A 19,411-nucleotide genomic window follows, 5' to 3' on the forward strand; every position below is an offset into this window, starting at 1 on the left:
ATCATGAGGATATTTTTATCCACACTTGGCTCTGCCGGAGATGTTTATCCGTTCATCTTAATAGGAGAAGCATTAAAGAATGCAGGATTAGAGGTTTACCTTTGTACTAATCCATATTTTGAGAAAACGGCAAAGGAAAGAGGACTTCATTTTATTCCGGTTGGCAGTAGCGAAGAGTATTTGCGTACTGTTAATTCACAACAATTGTGGCATCAACGCTCCGCCTTCAATGAAATGGTTAATTACATGAATGCGCAGCAAAAACCGGCCTATGACGCGCTGGAACCATGGGTAGACAGCTCTTCTGTCATCCTCACATCACTGTGGTCGTTCTCCGCCAAGATGTTCAGTGAAACCCATGGTTGCTGCGTCATTCCCGTCCGTGTTACACCCTCAACATTTATCTCCAGTTACGATCCGCCCCACCATCGTCAGCTGGCATGGAGTCGGCGACTGCCGATAGGTCTGCGCCGCCTGTTTTTGTATTTTGTCGAGAAATACCTGGTTGACCGTACACTGGCGCCCTTTATCAACGACTTCAGAAGCCAGCTACAGTTACCGCGTATCGAACGCATTCTGACATCATGGGCGCATCATTCAGATTCGGCTTTGCTATGCCTGTTCCCGGAATGGTTTGCCTCCCCTTTGCCAGACTGGCCGGCTCATGTTCATCAGGTGGGTTTCCCATTATTTAATTTGCTGGATAATCAGCAAGATGATGAGTTGGCACGCTTCATTGCACGTGCGCCTACCGTGATTTTTATGCCGAGCTGGGCATTGAGCACTAAGCGGGAATTGATCGTCTCTCTGGTCAAAAAAACCCGGCAACGAGGTTATCAATGTCTGATCATCAGCCAGCTAGACCACCATTTAACCGACGATGACGGCATTCGTGTCGAGCGTCATATCAACCTGAGTCAATACCTGCATCAGTGCGCCGCTATTCTCCATCATGGCGGCATTGGCACCATGGCGCAATCTTTCGCGGCCGGCATCCCTCAACTGGTTATTCCCAGTGCTTTTGATCAGTTCGACAATGCTCGCCGAGTCACCGCTATGAAATGCGGAACATGGCTTAAAGACAGCGATATCGACAACCTGGATGAGAAATTACGCCAGATCCTGGACGACCCCGATATTGCGGAAAATTGTCGACGTACCCGGCAGCAATGTGCTCCGACTCAGGCCGTCTGCGAGCAGATCGTCGCCACCGTGCACGATGCCTACACCCGACACATGGCCCGAAGCTAGCGCGAGCTCTCGTCTGCTCACATAGCTTGCGGTTAACACGAAGGCGATGCCTGACGCGGGTCAGGTGTCGCCTTCACGCATTTACTCATTTACTCATTTACTCATTTACGCTGCGCCGGACACCCCACGCCCAATACGCATCTCACGTTACCGGATTAGACGCGGACGATGTAAAAACAGCATAGCCCTTGTCCATTCACATTTCTGACGATTTTCCGTGCATGGCATTTCGCTGCGGTTACACTGATAACGCCATGTTGTTCAACGTAAAAATGGCACACGATATGCATAACTGAAAACACAACCAACACAGCACTAATAACAACGCCAATAAAACAACAAGGGGGTTCTATGGCATCAGGAAAATGGCGGCTGCCGTTAAGTCTGGCGGCATTACTGGTCAGCGGTGCCGTCCACGCAGTTTCCATACCCGCAGTGGAAGCAAAGAACGGGATGGTGGTGACGTCACAGCATCTGGCATCGCAAGTCGGTGTCGATATTCTGAAAATGGGCGGCAACGCCATTGATGCGGCAGTCGCCGTCGGTTACGCGCAGGCAGTCGTCAATCCCTGTTGCGGCAACATTGGCGGCGGCGGGTTTATGACGATTCATTTGGCGGATGGGCAGGACACATTTATCAACTTCCGTGAAACCGCGCCGGCCGCCGCATCTGCCAACATGTATCTGGACGCCGACGGCAAAGTCAAAAAAGACGCCAGCCTGTATGGCTATCTGGCCGCTGGCGTTCCCGGCACGGTGCTGGGGCTGGAAACCGCACGCGAAAAGTACGGCAAGCTGACTCGCGCTCAGGTGATGGCGCCCGCCATCAGGCTGGCGCAGGAAGGCTTTGTGTTGACCCGCGGTGACACCGATATCCTCGACACCACCGTCAAACGGTTTAAGCAAGACCCGGAGTCTGCGCGCATTTTCCTGCGCTCGGACGGTTCTGCCTTACAGCCGGGCGACCGGCTGGTACAGGCCGATTTAGCCAACACATTGCAGGCGATATCGGATAAAGGCCCGGATGCGTTCTATCAGGGCAAAATTCCCCAGATAATCGAAGACGCCGCCAAAAAAGGCGGCGGTATCCTGACTGCCGCCGACTTCGCCAACTACCGGGTGACCGAAACCAAACCCATCACCTGCAACTATCGTGGTTACCAGTTCATCTCGTCACCGCCCCCCAGCTCGGGCGGGATTACGATGTGTGAAACGCTGAACATTCTCGAAGGTTACGACCTGAAGAGCATGGGTTTCAACTCGGCGCAGGCCATCCATGTCATGACCGAAGCCATGCGCCACGCCTACATGGATCGCAACACCTATCTGGGCGACCCGGCGTTTGTCAAAAATCCCACCGACCGGTTGTTGAGCAAAGAGTATGCCGCCGAGATCCGCAAAAAAATCGACGATACCAAAGCCACGCCGTCCGAACAGGTCAAACCCGGTATGGAGCCGCATGAAAAACCGGAAACTACCCACTACTCGATTGTCGACAATCAGGGTAATGCCGTCTCTACCACCTATACGGTAAACGGCCGTTTCGGGGCGGTGGTGATAGCCCCCGGCACCGGCTTCTTCCTGAACGACGAGATGGATGACTTCACCGTTAAAATCGGCGAAAAAAACCTGTACGGACTGGTTCAGGGTGAGCGCAACGCTATTGCGCCGGGCAAACGCCCGCTGTCATCAATGAGCCCGTCGCTGGTGACCAAAGACGGCAAGATCTTCCTGGTGATCGGCTCGCCGGGTGGGTCGCGCATTATCAGCATCACGCTGCAAAGCGCGCTGAATATTCTCGATTTCGGTATGCTGCCGCAAGAAGCGGTGGACGCACCACGCATCCACCATCAATGGTTGCCGGACGAGGTGTACTATGAACAGCGCGGTTTGTCCGCCGATACGCTCGCGCTGCTGAAAGAACGTGGCTATAAGATGGTGGAACAGACGCCATGGGGCGCGACCGAACTTATCATGGTCGGGTTGCCTGGTGTGGAAGGCGTCATTCCCGCCAACTCCGGCAACGACTCGGCGGTTTCCGGCAAGGTACGCGAAGGTTATCTGTACGGCGCCAACGATTCACGTCGACCGGCTGGCGCCGCCATCGGTTACTGATACCCCAGCAATAGCTCTTGTTCTGCAACACGGGTGTCCGGCCGCGCGCCGGATGCCCGATCCGATAACCGAAATACCCCGACCGCCTGCACCAATTCCTCAGACTGACTGCTCAAGCTTCCCGCCGCGGCCGCCATCTCTTCAACCAGCGCCGCGTTTTGCTGGGTAGTACGCTCCATACTCACCACCGCTTCGCCGATTTGCGATACCCCACTGCTCTGTTCATGGCTGGCGGAGCTGATCTCACCCATAATATCCGTCACCCGGCGGATACTATTCACCACGTCCTGCATGGTGTGGCCGGCATTATCCGCCAGTGCGCTACCGCTTTCGATCCGCTCCACGCTATTGGAAATCAGAGTCTTGATCTCCCGCGCCGACTCTGCGCTGCGCTGCGCCAATGCCCGCACTTCGCCAGCCACGACCGCGAACCCACGCCCCTGCTCGCCGGCACGTGCCGCTTCCACTGCCGCGTTCAGCGCCAGGATATTGGTTTGAAAGGCGATACCGTCGATCACACCGATGATATCGGCGATGCGCTGGGCGCTGTCATTAATGTCGCGCATGGTGTCGACCACTTGCGTGACCACGCTTCCCCCCTGTTCTGCCACCTGGCTGGCCGTCTGGGCTAATTGGTTAGCCTGACGGGCGTTATCCGCATTTTGTTTCACAGTCGCGGACAATTGCTCCATGGAAGCCGCCGTTTGCTCCAGCGCACTGGCCTGAGATTCGGTTCGGGCAGACAAGTCATGGTTGCCGTGTGCAATTTCGCCGCTGGCCATCCTCACCGATTCAGCGCCATGCCGCACCTGCGTGACCATGCTGCCCAGACTTTCCTGCATATGCGACAAGGTGTTCAGTACCGTAGTAATCTCGTCGCGCCCACTGGCATTGATGGGATAGGTTAAATCGCCATTCGCTACCGCTGCGGCGGCCGCCTGCGCCTGCGACAGGCTGCGGACAATACCGCGCACCATCAACCAGCCGAACACCACGGCACCGCCGATGCCCGCCAGTACCGCCAGAATAGCCAGCGTTTTCAGCCACTGGTAACGTTGCACCGAGCTGGTGTATTCGTCTCTGGCAACCTCAACCTGCAGCGCCACCAGTTGACTCAGCAGTGCGTGGCCCTGCTTTTCCAGTGCGCTGACCTTGTCGTCGTAAAGACGTAGCGCCATATCGGTTTGCCCCGCCCGGATTGCCGCATCCGTCGGCTGTACGCCCTCCCGGCTATAGCGTTGCAGGTTTTCGGCAAGCTGGTCCGCCAGGCGCGTTTCTTCCGGCGTCAGGTAGGTCACACGGTACTCGGCCCACACCTGGCCGATATGGGACATATTCTGGTTTAATTCATCAATACGTTGTTGTCTGTTAAGCGCATTCGGTAATAACAGCATATCCATGATCAATACCCGGTTACGCTGCACCAGCCATTCCAGTTTTTCCAACTGCGCCAGCACCACCGTGCGATCTTCATAGACGGTTTTGAGCGACTGATTGGCTTTTTCAGCAGTAAAAAGACCAATAGCGCCCATAATCAGAATGCCTAACGATAGCATTCCGGTGAAACTCCATAATCGTGTCGAAATCTTCATGGCTACAAACCCTGTGCTGTGTAATGTCGTCTGTTGTTATGTTTCGAGTGACAATACCGTTATCCCGTACTCGCCAGGCCGGGCGGCGTATTTTTGCGTTGTCTGTACGAAAACAGGAAATGAACTATATATAAAACCTTGTAATGACATAAGGTTAGCAATTTCCTTAGCCGGCGCACAAAATAGAATGAAATAGCGTTTCACAAGAAGAATTGCATGGCGGCAACCCACTTTTCGCATGAGAAACGTTATTGATGTTATTGAAGTCAGCCATTTATAAAAAAACGTCAGTAATTATTTTTTATAGCGGCCGCTAATTAAAAAGAAATACTTATGATTGAATCTCACTCTTTGTGACACCTGTTCGGAGAAAGAAATTGATGTCTCATACTCTGTTACTGCCGGCACCGGTGCGCCCGGGCGACACCATCGGTTTCTTTTCGCCCTCCTCGCCGGCGACACACTTTGCCCCGGCACGGTTTGAACGGGCGAAAACCTTCCTTGAACAGCACGGTTATCGGCTGCGCGCCGGTGCGCTGACGGGAAAAGCCGATTACTACCGTTCCGGCAGCATTGCCGCCCGTGTTGATGAACTCAATGCGCTGATCCGCGACCCGGATGTACGCTGCATCATGTCTACCATCGGCGGTAACAACAGCAACGCCCTGTTGCCGTATCTCGACTATGACGCACTACGCCGCGACCCAAAAATCATCATCGGTTATTCCGACGTCACCGCGCTATTACTGGGTATTTATGCCCGTACCGGGTTGGTGACGTTTTATGGCCCCGCGCTGGTGGCATCGTTTGGTGAATTCCCGCCACTGGTAGACGACACCTTCGCCGGCTTCGTTGCTCTTACCGGCACCGTGCAGCCCGGCCATACGTATCATCCGCCATCAGGCTGGAGCGATGAACGGCTGGATTGGAATCAGCAATCGCGTGCCAAAACCCGCTATCCCAACCAGTGGCGTTTTGATGGCAGCGGTCGCTATCAGGGGCGGCTTATCGGCGGAAACCTCAATACCATGGCGGGGATCTGGGGCAGCCCGTTTATGCCGCCGATTCACGACGGCGACATTCTGCTGCTGGAAGACTCGCTGAAAGACATCGCCACCGTAGAGCGATCCTTTGCTCACCTGAAGCTATGCGGCGTGTTTGACCGGGTCGCCGCGGTGATTCTGGGTAAACACGAATTGTTCGATGACAAAGGCAGCGGCCGCGACCCGCTCACCGTATTGCGCGAGGTGATCAACGGGCAACCGTTGCCGGTCCTGGCGGATTTCGACTGTTGCCACACTCACCCGATGTTGACCCTACCGCTCGGCATCGGTGTGAGCATCGATTTCGACGCAGGCCAGGTCATGCTGTGTGATCCCTGGTTGCATCAAGCCTGAACCGCCGGCAAACAGGCGGTGAAGCGGGTCAAAAAGTCCGTCAGCCATTCCGGCTGCGCACCGGGTCGGTGCACCAGATAATAGGCCGCGCCGGTTCTCACCGTGCCGGCAAAAGGCATCGTCAATCGCTGGCGGCGAAGATCTTCCGCCACCAGCGTCACATCGGCTATCGCAATCCCAAACCCCTGAATCGCCGCGCTGATCGCCAAATCCATGGTGTCGAACTGCTGATTGCGGCGCATCACCTGCTCACTGATGCCCTGCGTTTTTAGCCACAATTTCCAGTCGCGCTGATCATGGGTGGGATGCAGCAACGTCAACCGGGCCAGTTGTTCCGGCACCAATGCCGTCTGCCCGGCCAACAACAAGTGCGGCGCCAGCACCGGCGACAGTACCTCGTCGAACAATTTGCCGTCATGCTGTGTGGGTGCGCGTTCTGGCGCAAACACCACCGCCACATCGAAATCTTCATGGCGAAAATCGACACCGTGCTCGGTGGTGGTGGTCAGGGCAACATGGAGATCCGGTCGTGACTGTTCCAGCATCATCAGGTGCGACACCAGCCAGCGCATGGCGCAGGTCGGCGCTTTCATGCGGATCGAACGCCCTTCCCGTACCCGGTCGGTTACCCGAAACAGTTGCTCGAACACCTCGCGGACCTCCGGCAGAAGCCGGCTTCCCTGCGGAGTCAGGCGCAAACCGCGGGCGTGGCGCTGAAATAACGCAAACCCCAGCCACGCTTCCAGCGAGGCGATTTGCCGGCTCACCGCGCCCTGAGTCACAAACAGCTCCTCCGCCGCGCGGGTGAAATTGAGATGACGAGCGGTGATCACAAATGCGTGCAGCGCATTCAGCGGCGGGATACGTTTATTCATGTTCAGCCATACCCTCCGGCGGGTAGCCATAAGTAAATTGATTACATAACTATGCAGAAAAAACGGCACTGCCATTGACCGGTTAATCCTGCATTACTGATGCTAACGGCCGTTCATTTCATCAGACATGCGGCTCATCATCACAGCAATTTATCGCTGATAGAGGATAAAATCACCAGGAACGGCCTCGAGCCATGCGTTTTTCTCATGGCTATTATGACAACAATTCGATTGTGGTACTACTACCGGCAACGTCTAATGCATGAATAGTTATTCATTTATTACGTTTTAACGTCTTGTGTTATTAACGTCTCGTGTTACTAACGTACGAGTATTAACGGCAACCCACGGAGATCACGTATGCCGATTCACACCCCGGTGCGGTTTAGTTCCAAATTACCGGATGTCGGAACGACCATTTTCACCGTTATTGGCCAGTTATCCAGCCAGCATAACGCGATTAACCTGTCACAAGGCGCGCCCAGTTTTCCGTGTTCCCCTGAGTTGATCGCCGGGGTGACGCGCGCAATGACCGAAGGTCATAATCAATATGCCCCGATGTCCGGGCTGGTATCACTGAAAGACGTGGTGGCGGAAAAAGTGCGACGTTTGTACGGCCAGCATTATGACGCCGGGCAGGAAGTGACGATCACCGCCAGTGCCAGCGAAGGGCTCTATTGCGCCATTTCTGCGCTGGTGCATCCGGGTGATGAGGTGATTTATTTCGAACCCTCATTTGACAGCTACGCGCCGATTGTACGGTTGCAAGGCGCAACCCCGGTTGCGCTGAAACTCGCAGTACCGGGGTTTAACATCGATTGGGACGAAGTGCAGGCCGCCATCACGCCGCGCACCCGCATGATTATCATAAACTCACCCCATAACCCGAGTGGTCAGGTGTTGAGCGCCGATGATCTGGCGCAACTGGCGCGCCTGACGCGCAACACCGATATCGTGATCCTGTCCGACGAAGTCTACGAACACGTGGTCTTTGACGGGCAACGCCACCACAGCATGGCAACCCACAGCGAGCTGGCGGCGCGCAGCGTTATCGTCTCATCGTTTGGCAAGACGTTTCACGTTACCGGCTGGCGCGTCGGTTACTGCCTGGCGCCAGCAGCGCTGATGGACGAGATCCTCAAAATCCACCAGTTTATGATGTTTTCCGCCGATACGCCGATGCAATACGCCTTTGCCGAATACATGGCGGACCCGGCGACCTATCTGTCGCTGGGCCAGTTCTATCAACAAAAACGCGATCTGCTCACGCAGGCGTTGCAGGGCAGCCCCTTTGAGCTGCTGCCTTCTGCCGGTTCCTTCTTCATACTGGCCAGCTTCGCGCACTTCAGCGATGAGAGCGACGGCGACATGGTTAAACGGCTGATCATCGACCACGGTGTGGCGACCATTCCGCTCTCGGCGTTTTACACCGATGGCACCGACAATAAGCTCATCCGCCTTTCATTCTCTAAAGATGGCGCTACGCTACTGGCGGGCGCAAACGCCTTATGTCAGGTAACGGGCTCGCGCCGTTAATCAGCATGGTGTGATCATTGCGAATATGAGTGCGCTTTGAAAATGACGATGCCGTACCTGATTGGCACCTGAGGACTACGGTTGTTTGATGATAACGTTTGCACACTACTGATTGATTTACCGGAGATCGTTCCCACTATGAAAAAACTAAGCATGTTGATGTTGTCACTGGGGTTGTTGTCCTCTTCCGTTGCACTGGCGCAAAGCGAATTGCGTTTTGGTCTGGAAGCGGAATATCCGCCGTTTGAAAGCAGAAATGCCAAAGGGCAATTGGAAGGGTTCGATATCGATCTGGGTAACGCTATTTGTAAGGCCGGCAACTTCACGTGCAGTTGGGTAGAAGCCTCCTTTGACGCGCTGATCCCGGCGCTTCAGGCCAAAAAGTTCGACGCCATCAACTCCGCAATGAACATCACGGAAAAGCGTAAAGAAGCGATCGACTTCACCCAGCCGATTTACCGTATTCCCACCCAATTAGTCGGCAAACCGAATACCGGTCTGGCACCGACGACTGATGCGCTGAAAGGCAAAAATATCGGTGTTCTACAGGGGTCGATTCAGGAAGTGTACGCCAAGGCGCATTGGGAGCCGAAAGGCGTGACGGTGACGAGCTACAAAGATCAAAATCTGGCCTATGACGATCTGGCGGCAGGCCGTCTGGACGGCACGCTGGTGATGGCGGCGGCCGGTCAGTCCGGCTTCCTCGACAAACCGGAAGGCAAAGGTTTCGCCTTTATCGGCGGGCCAGTAGAAGACACCGCGATTCTGGGCAGCGGCATCGGTTTCGGCCTGCGTAAAAGCGACGCCGCGCTGAAAGCCGAACTGGACAAAGCCATCAAACAGGTGAAAGACGACGGCACCGTCGAGAAACTGGCGAAGCAATACTTCCCCGGTTTTGACGTACGGGTGCAATAATCGCCGCTTGCCGCCGTTTCACATCCTGAACGACGGTTATGAAATCATAAGGCCCGCATCAGACGATGTGGGCCTTGTTTTTAGCAAATACCATTGCCGGGAAAACGTCGGTTACGGCAACGGTAAATCCTTCAGCCGACCGGGGTGTTGTTTGACGATGTCCCAGGGTATGACAGCCCAGTCGGCTTTGTGACACTCTGGTGCTAATCCAATCATAGCCTCAGGCAGGAAATGAATGCCTTGCGGGGTCAAATACCATTCCGGCGCTCCCCATGATGCTGATTCGCCATAACTGCAAGTCTCACCATCCACCTGAAAGTCATCTCTCATTTGCTTGGGATAACGCTTACTGAACAGCTCAACCAGCCAGCCGGTAAAATTCTCATCGGGATACTCGTCGTCTGTGGTTCCCGTCGTTTGATCAGGAATCGGTGATTCGGCGACCCACAGGATATCGGCCAGCGTCAGTGGTTTTGCATCACGGCTGCGTAGTGCACTCGCCCTGGTATACACTTCTCGCCCAACATCTGCGCACATAGTATCCACATCAATGGTATAGCTGACAGAAGATGGCGACAGCAGACGTAATGAAAATTCCGGCGAAAGAACTCCTTTACCATTGCTAGACATCTCACAGCGTTGAAAAAGCGCCGCCTGCTCCCACAGGCTGTCGATCAGTTTCGCATTTAAGCGGACGCGTTGCTCGGGGGTGTAACCAGAAACCAGCTGAGCTGTCAGCACATTACTTAGCGGATCCTGCCACCACTCCACTTCATACCCGTTAATCACCTCTTTTTTTACCTGTCGAGGTTCCGCGTTCTGGTTACGCACATAGTCATAGTGAGAACGTGCATAAAGGCTTTGCATAAAAGCCGATACTGGTGCCGTTACCGCCAACGGATGCAGCGTGACCTTCGCCGTTTTCCCTTTACCATTACGCCATTCTCCCTGCCAGCCTTGATTATCCACAGTATGCAACGTCAGTTCAGGAAGCTCGGTCTCGTCATCAAGGTACTTTTGACTAATCACTTCGCTCAATGCCAACTGCCCGTCAGCACGGCGATCCCCTGACAATTCCCGATCACGCAGCGTGCGGGTAGAAAAATAGCGCCCTGCTACAGAGTTTTCAGCATTGATATTCAGTTCCAGAACGATACTGTCATCACCCAACGTGCCGCTGAAAAGCTGCGGCCCGGCATCGTTGGTGTTAGTTACAACGCCTAGCAAATCCTTAAACCGACCGGGGTGCTGTTTAACGATGTCCCAGGGAAGAATTTCCCAGCCGGAACCTTTGCACTGCGAAGTCAGATTAGGGGTCATGGTCTGGAAATAGATACCTTTGGATGTCAGGCTCCAGGGGGCGTTCGCCCATACCTCCGGTGAACTGTAGTCACAGACATCCTCGCTCTCGTCATCCGTCGCCGCGGTCTGTTCCGGATAGAGCCTGGCAAACTGCGCCGCCAGCCATGTCGGCAAGGTTTCCTGCAAATAGTCATCAGGGATAGCGGAGGCATCCGGCACCGGCGATTCGTCTACCCACATCAAATCAGACAGCGTCAGCCAGCTCGCGTCAGAGACACGCAAATTATGGGGCGATACTTCCATATAACCGTGTGCGCCGCCGCAGCTTCTGTCGCCGGACACCACATAGCTGATCACTTTCTCCGATAGCAGGCTAATCTTTACCTTGTCATCCGAATGTTCACACTGCGCAGCGGCTATAACCGTCCGCCAGAAGCTCTCCCGCAGCGCGGCGTTCAAGGCAGCGAGCCGTTCCGCCGGGTAGCCAGAGGTCAACTGAAACATCGACAGTTTCGCGTTCGGCTCCTGCCACCATTCCACGTTATAACCGTTGACGACGCCTTGCTTGACCATCACCGGCTCCGCCGTTGCACGCAGTAGGTAGTCATAAGGTGATAGCTGGTAGAGCGACTGCATAAAGGGCGATAATCCGGTTGTCGCTATCGGTGCCACTAGCGACAGCTCAATGGCGAGCGGCTTATCCTGCCCCTGACGCCACTCCCCCCGCCAACCGTTATTATCGGCTGGCTGTAACATGATAACCGGGCTGTTGGTGGGTTTTGCCTCAGCATCGGCCTCGTCATCATTCTCCAGCGCATCCACATCAATATTCAGCGTCAGCACCCCTTGCTTGCTACGCTGGCCATTCATATGGTGAGTCACACGCTCAGGGGTGACAAAATAGCGACTCTCCACGCGCCCATCTAAGTTAACATCCAACTCCATCACTACCGGCGTTGTCCCCAACGTACCGCTATATACCACCGGCGTTGCCTGCACGCTTCCCGACAGTAACCCCACACCCAGAATCCCTGCAATAAAATAGATGCTTTTCATGTAATGTAGATATCTCTCTATTCTTGGATAAAGCAGCACCGTAATGCCGCTCACGCTTGCTTAAGGCAGCACCAATTCACCATTCTGCACATTCTCTGCCGGATGGCTTTTTACAAATGACCAGGGTAATAACGCCCATGAGTCATAGTTGGCTTTATTAATATTGTCATCGGCTGATACGTTAGAATAAAAACGCAAGCCTTTAGTCGTTGCGAACCAGTTTTTACCAACTTGCCCCCATTCATCAGGTGACGGGGCAGGATAAATTTCAGAGCGCGCCGTTAGCTCATCCTTGTGTAATGTGATCAACTGCTTATATAACCATTGCGGTAGTACACGATCAAAATAAACATGCAGTGGCCGGTATTCCCCAGCAGCATTTTTCTCCTCTATAGATAGCAATTGCGACAATGCAACTGGTTTTGCGGTACGGGTGGAAAGCGTTTGTGGTTTCAGCCAAACCATTTGATTGCTATCATTATCTTGCCTGCCATCAGTACCGTCGTACCGGATTATCGCTTTACAGTCTCTGTGATATATCTGGTTGATGTAACTGACCAATGACGAGGAAAGCAAGGTTATCTGAATCTGTTGTGCCAGATAACCTTCATTATCAACACATACCTGATGTTTCAGAATAGTGTTCCACCACTCTTGCTGTAATGTACGGTTCAGCGCTGACATCGTTTCCGGTGGGTAACCACTGACAAACTGAAAGACCCTCACTCGTGTCTGCGAATTCTGCCACCATGCCAGCCGATATCCCCACAGTTCTCTTTCACCCAGGAACTCCATTGGCTGGTTTTGCCATAACAGATAGTCATAGAGCGAAACGTCCAACAACCCTTGCTTTATAGTCTGTGTGCTATCGACAGGGACATCCGCACTGGATAGCTGCGCCAGATTGACCGGAAGGCGTTGCCCGTTTGACTTACGCCATTCCCCCTGCCAGCTCTGCTTTTTTGTATTGGGATGCAACACTATATGGTCTTGTTGATTCAGCGCTTCATTACTCACCGCTCTGTCCAACTGGCTATCCGGTACAATAACCAGCGATTCATTATCCATCCCTGCAATCCAGGTTGTCAGAACGCGGTTTTTATGATCCTGTACATCAAAGAAACGCCCGGTCCCCAATGCATCACCGAGCGTTAACTCCATAACGACATTGGTATTCCCTATCGTCCCACGATAAACATCCGCCCACACGCGTTGAGTTAATGCCAATAGCCCCAGCGCCAGCGCCATAACCGTGATACGTTTCATTATCCAATCCTTGCGGTTTATATTTATAACTTGTGTTTATATGCATCGGCCGTCCAGGAGTTGCCTTCAACAAACTCCACAGTAATATGGCCCACAAATCCTCATCCCATTCATTAAATCGATACACGCCAGACTCGTCACTCATCTGGTGGGGATAAAGTTTTTTTAACTACACTGTGATCCAGTCGATAAGAGTGACACCGTGTTTCGCTAATACCATTCGCCACAGCCTGTTTGAAAAACCCCACCGCTATGCCGATATAGCACCGGTATTGCCATCACACAGATTACTTAGGGAACAATCACAAACTGAAGCCGACCAGGATATTGATTTATAATGTGCCAGGGCACAACTTCCCATACTTCGTCATCGCACTCATCAGTGCCGTCCGGTCTTAATGGCTTAAATAAAATCCCTTCTGGTGTGAGGGACCAGCGCGTATTGGCCCATGTTTGCGTCGCCGTGTAGTCACAGCCTTTACCATGAGTACCGGAGCTTCGGGTCATTTTGGCTGGATACAATTGGGTAAACTGGCCTTTTAACCATTCAGGAAGGCGCTTCTGTAATTTATCTTCGCCATAATCATCGCCATTATCGTAATCATCGCCCATCACTGGCACAGGGAGATCATCAAGCCAAAGCAGATCAGATAATATTAATTCTGCGGTCCCCTCTCTGATGGTCGATGCATCTTGTCTGAGAGTAAATGTGTGATTAAATACTCTAACCTGGGGATATGAATCATCTGGACATTGGAATTTACCCATCAGGGTATAACTGACGGCATTTGGCGACAGCAAACCAATTTTGGTCTTCATGTTCCCTTCATGACTGCAGATACTCATCTCAGACAAAGTACGCCAGAAAATATCACGCAAGGTCTCATTAACGTATTGCCGCTGCTCGTTCGAATACCCCGACGTTACCTGAAACATGGAGGAGTGGGTAAGTGGGTCTTGCCACCATTCAACCGCAAACTGCCCAACATTCCCTTGCTTGATCATTTTAGGCTCGTTTCCCTGCTGAAAAAGCGCATCGTACGTTAACTTGTGATAGACAGTCTTCATAAAAGGGGACGCGCTGGCAATCGCGCTTTCGTCAGGAAAATCCGTCACAGGCAATAACGTCACCGCAAACGGTGCTGCGTTATTCTCATGGAACTCTCCGTTTAACCGATCACCCAATTCACCGTAAAGAATTAATGTTTGCTCCGTTTTTGCGTTAAAGTCATTAGTGTAATGTCCTAGCCGTAGAGTAATCTTTAGCGTATTACCGCCCTTAGCATTCTCTGTCTCTACTTTTGTTCCCAAAAGAGGGCGAGTAACATGTTCATCCTCGGAAGGGAAAAAATAACGCCCGGATATTTCCTCATCCAATGTCTGGTCGTCTGTCAGTTCTATCACTATCGGCACATTACCGAGTGAGCCCTTGTAAGTAAAATAATCGACAGGCATGATAGCCATACCCTTCATACAGACAAAACCCAGCGCCAGCACCAACATCCTTGAGGCTAATGTTAATAAATTCATATTAAGTAAATAGATAAGAAAGAAAGCGGATACTATAGCGGAAATGAACGATGCTCCGTAATCAAAAACAAAACGGCGTCTCGTTTCATCTGAATAAAAAGGAAAACCTTGTGCTTGTATCTACGGCTGCAACTGCCATGCAAGCTCACGTTATATCACGAGCCTGCATGGGTTTATCACAGATAGAAAATTAGGGCAGCGTCAAATCTTGCAAACGGCCACGATGCTGATTTACCAACTTCCATGGTAAAACTTCCCAGCCGCTATCATTACAAGTGCTCAGCATATTAGGAGTCATAGTTTGAAAGTAGATGCCCTTACGAGTGAGATACCAGGGCGTATCGACCCATATACTCTCATAAGTATAATTACAACCATCAAATTCCCCCTCTGCATCCCCCGTCTTGCTCATCTGAGACGGGTATAGCTTGTCGAACTGCTCTTTTAACCAAACAGAAAAGGTGTCTTCCCAGTAATCATTCTCAATAGCGTCCTCATCCGGTACAGGCCGCTCACCAACCCACAACAGATCAGACAGCGACAGCAATGTTGCGTCACTAACGCGAAACGTACGGGTAAATATTTCAGACGTTGGATGTGCCGCGCCCGGACAGCTGTGTTGCCCGGATATGATATAACTGGCGACATTCGGTGACAGAAAGCCAATTTTCACCCCAAAAATATTATTGTCACCACACCACGTCGGCCGCATCAGAATCTGCCAAAAGTCATCACGCAATTTGGCATTCAGTTGTTCGCGCTGCTCTGCCGGATAGCCCGATATCACCTGAAACATTGAAAAATTTGTCAGCGGATCTTGCCACCATTCCACCTGGTAACCATTAACAACGCCTTCCTTGGCCATTTTCAACTCATAGCCTTGCTGGAACAAAAAATCATACATTGACAGTGCATAAAGAGACTGCATGAAAGGCGAGAGTTTGACCACCGCCGTAGATTCCATCGGTGCTGCTGGCGACAACATTACCACCACAGGTGCTGTCTCTCCTTCACGCCACTCTCCTTGCCATCCCTGTTCTCCGGCGGCTCGTAGCGTCAAGACCCGGCTAATAGACGGTTTAGCCTCTGATTCATCATCAACCACGTCAGAATCATCGTCGTCATTAACCTCCAGCGCCAGCGAACCCTGATCACCCCGTGAACCAAAAAGCGAATGCGTTACATGCTCCATAGAAGAAAAATAGCGTCCTTCCACTTTGCCATCCGAGCGTATATTCAACTCCATCACCACCGGCGTTGTCCCCAGAGTGCCGCTATATATTATAGGTTTGGCTTGGGCCACCCCCACCAGACAAACGAAACCCAGCACCACTATCCTTGAGGCTAATGTTAATAAATTCATATTAAATAAACAGATAAGAAAAAGAGCCGATACTATAACGGAAATGGTTTAAGTACAGGAATCAAAAACCACGCAGTATTCTGACTCTATCCTAAATAATTCGAGTTGCAGAAAAATGGCTAGATACGGGGAGGGAATAACATTGAGTACCCCGGTCTGGATACATGCAAACCGGGGCATTCGTCGTGCATATTAAGGTAGCGGCAAGTTCTTCAAACGACCAGGATGTTGCTTCACGGCGCTCCACGGTACGATGGCCCAGGGAGCATCATCACAAATACTGTCATTCGCTGGGAAGGTCGGGTGGAAAAGAATGCCCTGAGCGGTCAGGCTCCAGCTAATATCGTGCCAGACTGAGATATCACGATAATCGCACTCCATTTTCATGCCGCCCGCGTTTACCATTTTTACCATCTCGGCTGGATACATGACTGACAGCTGCTCGACCAGCCAGGCGGGGAAAATATCATCGCGGTAATCTTTCGGTTCGGCACCTTCCGCTGGCACGGGAGAATCATCAACCCAGAGCAGATCAGATAACGGTATGATACTCGCATCCGTTGTACGCAGATTGGCACTACGCATACCCGTATAGGCGTGCATCCCGCCACAGAACATACTGCCTGAAATGGTATAACTCACTACCCAGGGAAATAACTGCCGGATCTGCATCTCCTCAGTGTACTCCGCTTGTTCGGGGCTTACGCCAATTATACATTGATAGTGATTAACCACCTCCTGCCACAGTTCCTTGCGCAACGTTGTATTCAATCCCGCCAGTTGGTCTGCCGGATAACCGCTGCGTAACTGAAACGTCGTCATGCCAGATAATGTATCCCGCCACCATTCCACATCATACCCATTCACTGTTTCCTGCTTTGTCATAACCGGTTCGGCCCCTTCATGCCGCAGGTATTCATAACGTGAATGCTGATACGCCTGTTGCATAAACGATGACGCTGTCGCAGGTAATTCGGTGACCCGCGACAGCACCACCGGATAGGATTTACCTTTGCCGTTGCGCCACTCGCCCTGCAAGGTGTTCTGATCGCGACTACGCAGCACCATCACCGGAATCGGCTCTTTGCCAGCTAGTGCTTGTTGGTCATCCATCGAATCATCGCCTTCCGACAGCACCAGATTACCCTGAACATCCCGTGAACCAGATAATCCAATGTCTTTGCGGTATTTAGTATAGAAATAACGCCCGCTAATACTTCGGCTCCCCGGCTGACTGAGGTCGCTATTCAGTGCCAACCCAATGGTCATATTACCTATAGTGCCGCGATAAACAGGAAAATCATCGTCAGCCTGGGCCACCCCCACCAGACAAACGAAACCCAGCACCACTATCCTTGAGGCTAATGTTAATAAATTCATATTAAATAAACAGATAAGAAAAAGAGCCGATACTATAACGGAAATGGTTTAAGTTCAGGAATCAAAAAAAGAGAAGGCTATACGGTCATTGATGGTAGCGCTTTTCCCCTACGACGATCGGGGGATGGATGTGATTGGCGATAATCATTCACTGTTAAGTGATCTCTACCAGCGCTTCAATCACTACCTGCTGGAATACGACCGCCCGCTTATGGCCCAATATTACGGTTAATGATATTTTTAATTCAAAGTACAAAAACGCCATTACCCTCACGTAATAGTCCGCACGGCTCAATGGCAATTTTCCCCCCACGCTCTATGCTATGACGAGTCAGGGACAAACGACGACGCAGTGCGCGCCGACGTTATCCTGGTGATTTTCTTTTCACACAAAAAGGACAACACCATGAATCAAATCAAATTATTAGGTATTGTCGGCAGCCTGCGCAAAGCCTCTGCCAACCGGGGATTGTTACGTGCCGCGCAGTCGGTACTGCCCGCTTATGCCACGCTGGAGATTGCCGACCTGCTGGATGTACCGTTTTATAACGCCGATTTGACCGAAGTACCTGAATCCGTACAACGCATCGCCCGTCAGGCCAGTGAGGCGGATGGCTTCGTGTTTGCCTGTACTGAATACAATTATTCGATGGCGCCGGCACTGAAAAATATTCTGGACTGGTTATCCCGCCTGCCGGATACCACCATTCTGAGCGGCAAACCGGCAGCGCTGATGGGAGCCGGCGGCGGTATGGGCACCTCGCGTGCGCAGTATCATTTACGCCAGAGTTGCGTCTACCTGAATATTCATGTGTTGAACAAGCCGGAAGTCTTCGCTAACGCCTTTGCCGGTGGTTTCGACGAGCAAGGCAACCTGAAAGATGAAAACATCACCGTCCTGATCGCCGAGCAAATGAATGCGCTGGTCGATGAGATTGGACTTAGAAGATAACGTATCCTTTCATCAGGCTACCGCCCGCCGTCGGGCGGCAGTCGCTCGCTTATGCCGCAACCGTTCCCACTTTCATCAGCGCCTCGCTGGCGACCGTCAGCGCCGGATGGCGACAAAAACGCACCACTTCCCCCACCACCAGCAAACTGGGCGATTGCGGTTGATAACGTGCCATCAGCGCGGGCAGGGTCGCAAGCGTCGCGGTCATCACGCGTTGTTCCGGCTGTGTCCCCCGCTCGATAATCGCCAGCGGCGTACCGGCGGGCAGGCCATGAGCCATGAGCTTCTGGCACAGACGGCTGGCATGACTCAGCCCCATATAAAACACCAGCGTTTGCTGGCCTGCGCCCAGCGTTTCCCAGTCCAGTTGCGGTTCGCCGTCACGGGCATGGCCGGTGATAAATCGTACCGACTGGGCACAATCCCGGTGTGTCAGCGGCAACCCTACCGCCGCCGCACAACCGGTGGCGGCGGTAATCCCCGGTACAACATGGCAACGGACGCCTTGCCGATGCAGATAATCCATCTCCTCGCCGCCGCGCCCGAAAATAAACGGGTCGCCGCCTTTTAAGCGCACCACGCGTTGCCCGGCTTGCGCCAGTTCCATCAACAGTTGATTGATTTGCGGTTGCGGCAGCGCGTGGTTTCCCTGCTGCTTGCCGACATCGATGCGCAAGGTCTCCGGTTGTACCAACGCCATGATATCGGTGGAAACCAGCCGGTCATGCACCACCACATCCGCCTGCTGAATCGCCCTCAGCGCTTTTATAGTCAGTAATTCGGCGTCGCCCGGACCGGCGCCCACCAGCCAGACATCGCCTGCCAGCAGCGGCTGGCGTTGATGGCCACGCGCCATCAGCGTATTCAGAGTAGGGTTCATG

General features: G+C 52.7%; 15 protein-coding genes. 7 read left to right on the top strand and 8 right to left on the bottom strand.

From position 1 onward, the window contains the following. Nucleotides 1-3 precede the first annotated feature (3 nt). Together FDP13_RS03820 and ggt are read left to right on the top strand one after the other, a co-directional pair. The gene (locus tag FDP13_RS03820; protein ID WP_033577455.1) at nt 4-1,251 is read left to right on the top strand and encodes a glycosyltransferase; all 1,248 of its coding nucleotides are present in this window, start codon (nt 4-6) and stop codon (nt 1,249-1,251) included. Nucleotides 1,252-1,602: 351 nt separating this feature from the next. Continuing rightward, nucleotides 1,603-3,366 carry a gamma-glutamyltransferase gene (gene ggt, locus FDP13_RS03825; protein ID WP_143838705.1) on the top strand — a complete coding sequence of 588 codons (1,764 nt, stop codon included), beginning with the start codon at nt 1,603-1,605 and terminating at the stop codon, nt 3,364-3,366. Here the strand turns inward: ggt and FDP13_RS03830 are convergent. Then, nucleotides 3,360-4,958, bottom strand: a complete 1,599-nt coding sequence (locus tag FDP13_RS03830) for a methyl-accepting chemotaxis protein (protein ID WP_143838706.1) — start codon at nt 4,956-4,958, stop codon at nt 3,360-3,362. The two genes, ggt and FDP13_RS03830, sit on opposite strands and share 7 nt — an antisense overlap. A gap of 380 nt (nt 4,959-5,338) precedes the next feature. Between FDP13_RS03830 and FDP13_RS03835 the strand changes: the two genes are divergently transcribed. Further along, nucleotides 5,339-6,355, top strand: coding sequence for a S66 peptidase family protein (locus FDP13_RS03835; protein ID WP_143838708.1), 1,017 nt, complete (start codon nt 5,339-5,341; stop codon nt 6,353-6,355). Here FDP13_RS03835 and FDP13_RS03840 read toward each other — a convergent pair. Continuing rightward, nucleotides 6,346-7,230 carry a LysR substrate-binding domain-containing protein gene (locus FDP13_RS03840; protein WP_143838710.1) on the bottom strand — a complete coding sequence of 295 codons (885 nt, stop codon included), beginning with the start codon at nt 7,228-7,230 and terminating at the stop codon, nt 6,346-6,348. The genes FDP13_RS03835 and FDP13_RS03840 overlap by 10 nt on opposite strands. A gap of 360 nt (nt 7,231-7,590) precedes the next feature. On the opposite strand from FDP13_RS03840, the gene FDP13_RS03845 reads away from it, so the two are divergent. Further along, nucleotides 7,591-8,766, top strand: coding sequence for a pyridoxal phosphate-dependent aminotransferase (locus tag FDP13_RS03845; protein ID WP_143838712.1), 1,176 nt, complete (start codon nt 7,591-7,593; stop codon nt 8,764-8,766). Nucleotides 8,767-8,904: 138 nt separating this feature from the next. Further along, entirely contained in the window at nt 8,905-9,681 is a 777-nt protein-coding gene (locus FDP13_RS03850) for a transporter substrate-binding domain-containing protein (protein WP_027711587.1), read from the top strand. A 111-nt stretch (nt 9,682-9,792) separates the two neighbouring features. Here FDP13_RS03850 and FDP13_RS21755 read toward each other — a convergent pair whose 3' ends face one another. From FDP13_RS21755 to FDP13_RS03875, 5 genes are all read right to left on the bottom strand, one after another. Further along, nucleotides 9,793-12,039: a hypothetical protein gene (locus FDP13_RS21755; protein ID WP_234424369.1), complete on the bottom strand. Its 2,247-nt coding sequence runs from the start codon at nt 12,037-12,039 to the stop codon at nt 9,793-9,795. Between the two features lie 60 nt (nt 12,040-12,099). Beyond that, the gene (locus FDP13_RS03860) at nt 12,100-13,305 is read right to left on the bottom strand and encodes a hypothetical protein (RefSeq protein ID WP_143838714.1); all 1,206 of its coding nucleotides are present in this window, start codon (nt 13,303-13,305) and stop codon (nt 12,100-12,102) included. A gap of 291 nt (nt 13,306-13,596) precedes the next feature. Next, nucleotides 13,597-14,802 carry a hypothetical protein gene (locus tag FDP13_RS03865; RefSeq protein WP_143838716.1) on the bottom strand — a complete coding sequence of 402 codons (1,206 nt, stop codon included), beginning with the start codon at nt 14,800-14,802 and terminating at the stop codon, nt 13,597-13,599. 223 nt (nt 14,803-15,025) lie between these two features. Further along, nucleotides 15,026-16,165, bottom strand: coding sequence for a hypothetical protein (locus FDP13_RS03870; RefSeq protein ID WP_234424370.1), 1,140 nt, complete (start codon nt 16,163-16,165; stop codon nt 15,026-15,028). A gap of 225 nt (nt 16,166-16,390) precedes the next feature. Then, nucleotides 16,391-17,545 (bottom strand): hypothetical protein, encoded by a 1,155-nt coding sequence (locus tag FDP13_RS03875; protein ID WP_234424371.1) that lies wholly within the window; start codon nt 17,543-17,545, stop codon nt 16,391-16,393. Between the two features lie 124 nt (nt 17,546-17,669). Between FDP13_RS03875 and FDP13_RS03880 the strand changes: the two genes are divergently transcribed. Together FDP13_RS03880 and FDP13_RS03885 are read left to right on the top strand one after the other, a co-directional pair. Continuing rightward, complete coding sequence (locus tag FDP13_RS03880) at nt 17,670-17,810, top strand: DUF3885 domain-containing protein (RefSeq protein WP_231578136.1); 141 nt, start codon at nt 17,670-17,672, stop codon at nt 17,808-17,810. A gap of 174 nt (nt 17,811-17,984) precedes the next feature. After that, nucleotides 17,985-18,530: an NADPH-dependent FMN reductase gene (locus FDP13_RS03885; RefSeq protein WP_012769181.1), complete on the top strand. Its 546-nt coding sequence runs from the start codon at nt 17,985-17,987 to the stop codon at nt 18,528-18,530. 49 nt (nt 18,531-18,579) lie between these two features. On the opposite strand, the gene cobA is transcribed toward FDP13_RS03885, so the two are convergent. Then, nucleotides 18,580-19,410 carry a uroporphyrinogen-III C-methyltransferase gene (gene cobA, locus FDP13_RS03890; RefSeq protein WP_012769180.1) on the bottom strand — a complete coding sequence of 277 codons (831 nt, stop codon included), beginning with the start codon at nt 19,408-19,410 and terminating at the stop codon, nt 18,580-18,582. Nucleotide 19,411 lies beyond the last annotated feature (1 nt).

Source organism: Dickeya sp. ws52 (assembly GCF_007210685.1).
Classification (GTDB): domain Bacteria; phylum Pseudomonadota; class Gammaproteobacteria; order Enterobacterales; family Enterobacteriaceae; genus Dickeya; species Dickeya chrysanthemi.

What these genes read in the sequence shown, in the direction of transcription:
- FDP13_RS03820 (WP_033577455.1), top strand. Translation starts at nt 4, where the DNA reads ATGAGGATATTTTTATCCACACTTGGCTCTGCCGGAGATGTTTATCCG.
- FDP13_RS03840 (WP_143838710.1), bottom strand. Translation starts at nt 7,230, where the DNA reads ATGAATAAACGTATCCCGCCGCTGAATGCGCTGCACGCATTTGTGATC.
- FDP13_RS03885 (WP_012769181.1), top strand. Translation starts at nt 17,985, where the DNA reads ATGAATCAAATCAAATTATTAGGTATTGTCGGCAGCCTGCGCAAAGCC.
- FDP13_RS03860 (WP_143838714.1), bottom strand. Translation starts at nt 13,305, where the DNA reads ATGAAACGTATCACGGTTATGGCGCTGGCGCTGGGGCTATTGGCATTA.
- FDP13_RS03880 (WP_231578136.1), top strand. Translation starts at nt 17,670, where the DNA reads ATGGTAGCGCTTTTCCCCTACGACGATCGGGGGATGGATGTGATTGGC.
- cobA (WP_012769180.1), bottom strand. Translation starts at nt 19,410, where the DNA reads ATGAACCCTACTCTGAATACGCTGATGGCGCGTGGCCATCAACGCCAG.
- FDP13_RS21755 (WP_234424369.1), bottom strand. Translation starts at nt 12,039, where the DNA reads ATGAAAAGCATCTATTTTATTGCAGGGATTCTGGGTGTGGGGTTACTG.
- FDP13_RS03845 (WP_143838712.1), top strand. Translation starts at nt 7,591, where the DNA reads ATGCCGATTCACACCCCGGTGCGGTTTAGTTCCAAATTACCGGATGTC.
- FDP13_RS03835 (WP_143838708.1), top strand. Translation starts at nt 5,339, where the DNA reads ATGTCTCATACTCTGTTACTGCCGGCACCGGTGCGCCCGGGCGACACC.
- FDP13_RS03830 (WP_143838706.1), bottom strand. Translation starts at nt 4,958, where the DNA reads ATGAAGATTTCGACACGATTATGGAGTTTCACCGGAATGCTATCGTTA.
- ggt (WP_143838705.1), top strand. Translation starts at nt 1,603, where the DNA reads ATGGCATCAGGAAAATGGCGGCTGCCGTTAAGTCTGGCGGCATTACTG.
- FDP13_RS03850 (WP_027711587.1), top strand. Translation starts at nt 8,905, where the DNA reads ATGAAAAAACTAAGCATGTTGATGTTGTCACTGGGGTTGTTGTCCTCT.